General features: G+C 38.7%; 6 protein-coding genes and 1 pseudogene. 1 reads left to right on the forward strand and 6 read right to left on the reverse strand.

Annotation, left to right across the window (positions count from 1 at the left end):
* Positions 1 to 320: 320 nt before the first annotated feature.
* The 5 genes from AC5590_RS12145 to AC5590_RS12165 all read right to left on the reverse strand — a co-directional run bounded on the left by AC5590_RS12145 (position 321) and on the right by AC5590_RS12165 (position 4,363).
* Positions 321 to 1,196: a toll/interleukin-1 receptor domain-containing protein gene (locus tag AC5590_RS12145; RefSeq protein ID WP_169268707.1), complete on the reverse strand. Its 876-nt coding sequence runs from the start codon at positions 1,194 to 1,196 to the stop codon at positions 321 to 323.
* A gap of 396 nt (positions 1,197 to 1,592) precedes the next feature.
* Positions 1,593 to 1,826 carry a hypothetical protein gene (locus AC5590_RS12150; RefSeq protein ID WP_169268708.1) on the reverse strand — a complete coding sequence of 78 codons (234 nt, stop codon included), beginning with the start codon at positions 1,824 to 1,826 and terminating at the stop codon, positions 1,593 to 1,595.
* Positions 1,826 to 2,113 carry a type II toxin-antitoxin system HigB family toxin gene (locus AC5590_RS12155; RefSeq protein ID WP_169268709.1) on the reverse strand — a complete coding sequence of 96 codons (288 nt, stop codon included), beginning with the start codon at positions 2,111 to 2,113 and terminating at the stop codon, positions 1,826 to 1,828. The genes AC5590_RS12150 and AC5590_RS12155 overlap by 1 nt, the downstream gene beginning before the upstream one ends.
* A 126-nt stretch (positions 2,114 to 2,239) precedes the next feature.
* Positions 2,240 to 2,818: an Alr1449 family protein gene (locus AC5590_RS12160; RefSeq protein ID WP_169268710.1), complete on the reverse strand. Its 579-nt coding sequence runs from the start codon at positions 2,816 to 2,818 to the stop codon at positions 2,240 to 2,242.
* A gap of 381 nt (positions 2,819 to 3,199) precedes the next feature.
* Positions 3,200 to 4,363: a PIN domain-containing protein gene (locus AC5590_RS12165; RefSeq protein WP_169268711.1), complete on the reverse strand. Its 1,164-nt coding sequence runs from the start codon at positions 4,361 to 4,363 to the stop codon at positions 3,200 to 3,202.
* 302 nt (positions 4,364 to 4,665) lie between these two features.
* On the opposite strand from AC5590_RS12165, the gene AC5590_RS12170 reads away from it, so the two are divergent.
* On the forward strand, positions 4,666 to 5,217 hold the full coding sequence (locus tag AC5590_RS12170) for an REP-associated tyrosine transposase (RefSeq protein ID WP_169268712.1): 552 nt from the start codon (positions 4,666 to 4,668) through the stop codon (positions 5,215 to 5,217).
* Between the two features lie 94 nt (positions 5,218 to 5,311).
* Here AC5590_RS12170 and AC5590_RS12175 read toward each other — a convergent pair.
* Positions 5,312 to 6,708 (reverse strand): annotated as a pseudogene (locus AC5590_RS12175) (site-specific integrase).
* Between the last annotated feature and the right edge of the window lie 130 nt (positions 6,709 to 6,838).

Consider the following 6,838-nt stretch of genomic DNA (forward strand, 5'->3'; position numbering starts at 1 on the left):
TGTTATAAACATTAGGCGATTTCAAGCTCTTGAACCACCAAAAGGATTACTCCGGACTTAGCAATGGCGCATAAAAGCCAGATAAAGAAAGGTTTTTTAGCGTTAAGACCAAAAATAATCTATTTTTAGCCTAAATGTGAGCTGTAGGGTTATCTAGGAACAATCTTTTTTTGATGCTTCAGACAATATAACTCTTATCGAGTCTGGTTTTAAGGATTTGCTTGAATTTTGCTTACATCAAAACTGTTAAATTAAAAACTATTTTCAATGAGATTTTTTTAGATTAAATAAAGTGATGGACATTCAAAAAAATCTCCATTTTACATTCCATAGTATTTTGCACTAAAGCCTACCGTTAAAGGAGCTTCATCATATAAACAAGAAACACTTATTTTTAGCTTTTTTCTATGATCATAATAAGTGTGGAAGTGTGTCTGCTTTCGTACAAGCTCTAGTTCATACGGATTTATACTAAGCGAGCCAAGTATTGGTACTGAGTCAAACTCTTGTGTTTGCAAATGAGGTGCTGTTTTCTTCAGATCAATTTCAACATAATTGATGAAATTACCCTCAGCTTCAAGGAGCATATGACAATCATCATTATCAATAATTATATTGCCGATTTCATTCGGTCTTTGCCCCACAGCAGTTGAGGCGGAGGCAATGCTCATACCTATATATTGGAATGGTCTGTGAAATGGCTTACTAAATATAGGAAGATTTATGATCGCAGCTTTGTTCAATGCTTGCCCCAAGGTAGCAGCAGTAAGACTGCTTTCAAGAGCATTTTTATTAAACACAACCTCAATACTACGCACAAGTTTTTCAAAAGCATCTTCATACCGAGACTCTTCGGTAAAATCAGCATACAACTTACCAAGTAAAAAATCCGGTAATTCACATTTCCGATACATAATCGGAAGAACTTTAACTCTTTTCCTCATAATCTCTTGGTTCATAGCTACATCCACTTCTCGCTGTACCCAAGACGAAGCAATTGAATTTGGAGATAAAATAACAGCAACATAGTCTACTTTATCCAAACCACTTCTGATTTTTCCTATTAAAGATTCTCCAACTTTTATTTCAGCTTCATCAAGCCAAATTTTAACGCCGTGGTTGTCCAAATCTCTTGCAAGTTTCCTGACAAAAAGTTTGTCTTCCTTGTTGTGGCTAAGAAATACACTTACTGTCATTTATGTGCATACTCCATTTAGATACTAAACTAGTTACTAGACTGACATTTTCCGTCTCATACTTAGATTAGAATACTATACAAAAAGTTTCCGTCTAATTACCTAATTTGGGGTGGTTATCCAGAAATTTTCCATCTAATATTCCTATTTGGACATTAGATGGAAATTGTCCATATATTTACCCTAATTGAGTCTGTAATTGAAACAGTATCAGTTTCTTAGAGCAAGTTTAACTGCGTTGGCGCAGTCCGTCGTATACATCGCCTAAATCTTGTCGATTTAGGGATTGTGTGTGAGACGCACAAGAAGTAAACCGTTGTAGCGATTGCCTACGGCAGAGCTACGCTTAACGCCTTCGCTCGACAACACGCTACTGCATATTCATACTGGATGAAGTTAAGAGATCGCCTCTAACTCAGGAATTTGTTCAGTTTCATAGTTTTCGATTAAGACACCAATGACTTCCATCAGAGACGCCAGCGGATGGCTTTCATCTTCACCAACTTGATCGATAAGGCTATCAAGCACCTCGACCAAGCGATCATATTCCTCTTCGGTGTGAGGAACAAAGACGTTTTCGGCAATGGACGACCAAGCAATGATGGTTTGATCAAGGTTGAAACTTTGCATTATTCTTTCCACTTTCCTTCGTCATATTCTGAATGCGTTAACACAGCCCGGATGTAGACTTTTTGGCGGTTGTAGTGAATTGCGGCAATGAGTCGAACTTTGTTGCCGCCAATGTTAAATACAGTCAATTTACCGACTTGATCTGCTGATGGAAACATTTCACGGAGTTCCACAAATGAGGCAAACTGATTTTGCTTCACCAATTGATACCATTGAGCCAGAGCGTTCTTTGTATCTGGATAGAGTTTAGCAAATTCATTGAGTCGTTTACGAGTAATCACATGCATGTGAAAATCCCTGATGTCTTAATAATTCTGTCATCTATCTCACTCCGCTTCCATCGCTAATCTTGTATTTTAATCATTTCTCTTTTTACTTTTTACTTTTATCTTTTGACTTTTTAATTTTGTGGTTCAGTCTGGGAAAGCTGCACCAGTCATTGGATCACGGATATACAGCCCTAGTGTCAAACTACGCATCATTTCATCCCAAACAGATATTAGCTGCTCTGCTTGATCTGCCCAATAATCGAATGTTATCAAGCACTGAACATTCGACCCTAAACCAATGCAAGTCCGCGAAAAAGCTTCGCGTGGCTCTGCTTGGGTGTCGATAAATTTGATTTCTGTCCACACAATCCTGGCGGTTTGGCGCTTGATGGTAAAGATTTCTCCCGATTCAATGACGTTACGACTATCGTCTTCTATGACTTTCTTCAAGGTAGATTTTAACGGAAACTGGCTCCAGTCATTGGGTGGTAGGCGATTGAAAGATACTTCCAGGCAGCAATCATCGTTGGGGGGTTTTCTATCGAGGAACTTGAACGATTTTTCTTGTGGCTCAAAAACCCAATTCTGGGGAACATTGAAGCGAACAACTCCCCGATCTGCTACAAAAATCTTGTAACCTGATGGAGATTCCCAACGATGATCGGGTTTTAGTTCAAGCGTTTCTTTAATCCACTGGAGATTGCTTTTTTTACGCTTTGCCATAGTGTTTTTGCAAATTTGCTGATGAGGGCGATCGGCTTACAGCAGTTTTCACTTATTTAGACCACATTATTGCGATCTTATTTGCACTTTTGCGCCTTTGCGTGAGGCAAAAAATGTGGTTCATTTACCTGAAAATAGCTGTAAGTTGGGTTGTAGGCGATCGCCCACTTTGTTAATCGTATCAAATTGCTAGTAAGGTGCGTTGCGCTTTGCGACAACGCACCCTACGCGAGGGATGCGATCGTACTGCGTATTTAGCAATTGTGGGTAAGGTGCATTTTTGTTGCAGTTGAAAATGTTATTTAGCCAAGGTTTTGCCTCGGTTGCATCCAAACCAACGGCTTTCAGCAGCCTGCTGCAACAAGGTTGTTGTGCCGCTTTTCAGTAATCATAGTCCTCGTCCATCCAATCTGGCGAAATCTCGCCAAAATCAATGACATCAGGGGCTGTGATCTCAATTTCAACATCATCCACTTCAACCTCCGCCCCGATTTTATCCAAATCTCCTATGAATGAAACTAAGATATCTACGTCTAAATTAGTTTGAATATTTGCACTACCACTCCCCATTGGAACATCGTCTTTATCTATAGAGTCGTATACGGAAAATGAAAAACTACACTCGATATTGACATCAACGCCTAGCTTTGCTTCAACTACCAAACCATCATTATCAAAATTAACTGGTCTAAATATTAGGTTGGGAGGTTCAAATAACTTAAACTCAAAGCCATTAAAGATTACTTCTGTCGAGTCTTGTTCATAAATGTAAGCAGAACTTGCCTCTGGATAAATTTCAAGCTCGCCCATTTTATCCTCCAAGGCATTAGAGATGGCTTCTTTTACATCCTCTAGTTCACCCTTCTCATATCTTTCCGACAAATCTCTACAAATATCGTCGGCATTTGGAAGTTGAAATAGTCCTAAAGCTCCTGCAAAATCATCAATAGCAATAAGCCTTTCAGAGCTTTTGCAAAAGTTTTTCCAATCATTATCAGATGTGACAACAATAACTTTTGTTTGGTTTTCATTAGCCCATGTCTCCAAAGACATTAAAGCAATAGCATCAGGAAATTCGTTTTTCTTTTTCCCTGTCTCTGAGAATGGTGGTCTGGCTTTAAAGTATTTTTGTATTAACTCCCCAACCATTACATAGTTTTGAGCCTCAACTATCTCTAAAGATGTAAACTTTACAAACTGATTAAATCGCTCAAACGCAATTTCCTGTGCTTCACGCCCACTAAAAACTATTTCTTTTATGTCTTCGATCTTCTGATTCTCAACCTGCCAATATTCCTTGGCTTGTTTCAGGGATTTCTCAATTTCCTTTTGGGCGTCTCTTGTTTTCTCTATTAGATGTGATAAAGTCTCTTCCCTGACCACTTCGGAAAGAATCAGTCTTGTAGAACTATCTCGAAATTGTTCTAATTGCTTAAACAATCCTGACTCTAACCTCAAACCTTGAGCATGAAAAATTGATGTATCTAAGGTAATAGCCCCAAACTGCCCTGTTCGGACAAGATTTTTCAGTTCATTTAAGTCCATCTGTGTAACTTAAGTTAAGACAATTCAAAGGAGGCATAACATTGAAAACTAATAGATGATTTTAGGATACCTTTTTACCTATCACCCAGCGGCATAACTATTTATGAGACGGAAAATTTCCGTTTCATTACCCGATTTGGACAGTTATTTGCAATTTTTTATTTTACCCACATTTAGATATTATACAAAAAGTTTCGATTTAATTACTTAATTTCGGGTAGATAGTAGGGTGCGTTGTCGCAAAGCGCAACGCACCACATCAATTATGGGCATCCTAAAAAAAATGCCATCCCCTCACCCCCATGCCGAACTACCGCAGATCTAATATTCCTGGTGGCACCTACTTCATCACCCAAGTTACCTACCAACGACAACCCTGGCTTTGCTCTGATGCTGGGCGTACTGCTTTACGCGCTGCCCTTCAACATGTCCGACATAATTACCCTTTCTCTATTGATGCCTTTGTTCTACTGCCTGATCACTTTCACAGCCTATGGACTCTGCCTGCGGGAGATAGCAATCTATCGATACGAATGCTTTTGATCAAACGCTTTGTAACTAAATATTACGGGCATGAGCTAGGACTTGATGTCGGTATTTCCCGTTCGCGAGAAAACCGAAAAGAAGGAAATCTATGGCAACGTCGTTTCTGGGAGCATTTGATTCGAGATGAAGTTGATTTTGCCAATCATTGCGATTACATCCACTACAATCCTGTCCGGCATAACTTTTGTGAATCACCGCAACAATGGGCTTTTTCGAGTATTCATCGTTTTATCCAACAGAAAATTTACCCGTTAGATTGGGGTGGCGGTGGTGAGGCTCAGCTTTCGTCAAATATTTGGGATGTTTGAAATTGTGGTGCGTTGCGCGTTGCGACAAGGCACCTTACATGATCGAGCGATCGCGTTTCCTTCTATATGTATTTTAGCTGATTCATGAGTGAATTTAACTCCGCTTATAAACCAACTCCAACTTCAACATTTCATTCTCCATCCTCAGCTTGGCATTCTCCTCCTTAATTAACTCAATTTCATTCCTCTTACTCAAAGCCTGATTAATCGCCAACTTCCGCATATCTAGCGAGAACCAACGCTGATAAGTTTGAGTATGAACTTGCACACTATGTCCCAAATTATCCGCCGCTGCTTTGATTGGTATTCCTAGAATATGCGCTCGAATTGCCCAAGCGTGACGTAAATCATACGGCTTAAAATCCAATCCGATTTTCCGGAACCACCAACTCACTCGTTGGGTTAATGCTGTTATCTCTGCATGTTTATTCTTGTCTTTTTTACTAATTGCTGTTGCCAGCATTTCTAAATATTTAGGATTTTTTAAATCAAACTCCTCAATCCATTGTTTCTGTAATGGTAATGCTTGTCTTTCTCCAGTTTTACAATCTTTATGGACTTTCCATGTCATATCTGCATTCTCTTCGCTTAACCACCAATCGATATCAGGATTGATAAAAAGCTCCCGTGGGCGTAAACCAAAAACTGCTAACATTCCATAAGTCCAGCGCCAAAGTTGCCAACTATCTTTCACATCTGGATTAACTTGATTACCTCTGTTATTCAGGTAATCTGCAAACTTGATAATTCCTGCGGAGATTTCCACATCGGTTGGTATCTTCCGGGAATTATTCTCCGGCATTTTGGAATATTTAGATAATCAATTTCAATTTTGAATGTTATGCAAAATGCAGATATAGCTCTTGTCGCGTTATATCTAGCCCATTCTTTATCGATTTTCTGAATAGAATTTATCAAATTTTCAGAATTTGCTAAATCTTGAGAATTAGTAAATCGCTTTGTTCGGGAATAATAATAAAAAAAAGTATGTTCACTTTTTGTTGTTCGTTTATGATTTTTAAAATATTCTTCTTCAAAGTTTTTGAGTAATTCTCCTATTGTTTTTAATTCTTTTGGATTTGCCTCATTTCCCAAATATTTCTCATTCCATTCAAAGGTTTTTCGAGCAATTAACTTTCCTAATTCGTAGGATTCCTCCTCAGCCGTCTTGAGTCCATCCAAGTTAGCGGGAATATTCAAACTGATATTGTATTGCTTTCTCCCAGTTCCATTTGTGTCTTTGTCTCCCGGTTTAAGTGGTAATGTAGCACGTAACTGCAAACTCCCATTTGATTCCCTAATTGTCACTTTTGTCTTTGCAGACTTCAAACGTTGATTAACTTTCTCTAATTCTTGTAGTACTTTTGTTCTCATATGCTCTCTTTGCTGCTGGGCTTGCTGACTGGAGCCAAGGAAACTTCCATCTGTAGATGGAACTGGCTCCAAATCTTCAAAGGCTTGCTGATACTTGTCTTTACTCTGTTTTTCCATTGCAGTCTTTTTAGCCTAAAATTAGCCTAAAAATAAATGTGTTATCAACGAACAATGTCTAATTATTACATTGCTTGTTATAAACATTAGGCGATTTCAAGCTCTTGAACCACCAAAAGGATTACTCCGG

Origin of the sequence: Brasilonema octagenarum UFV-OR1 (assembly GCF_963888615.1) — a bacterium.
Taxonomy (GTDB): Bacteria; Cyanobacteriota; Cyanobacteriia; order Cyanobacteriales; family Nostocaceae; genus Brasilonema; species Brasilonema sennae.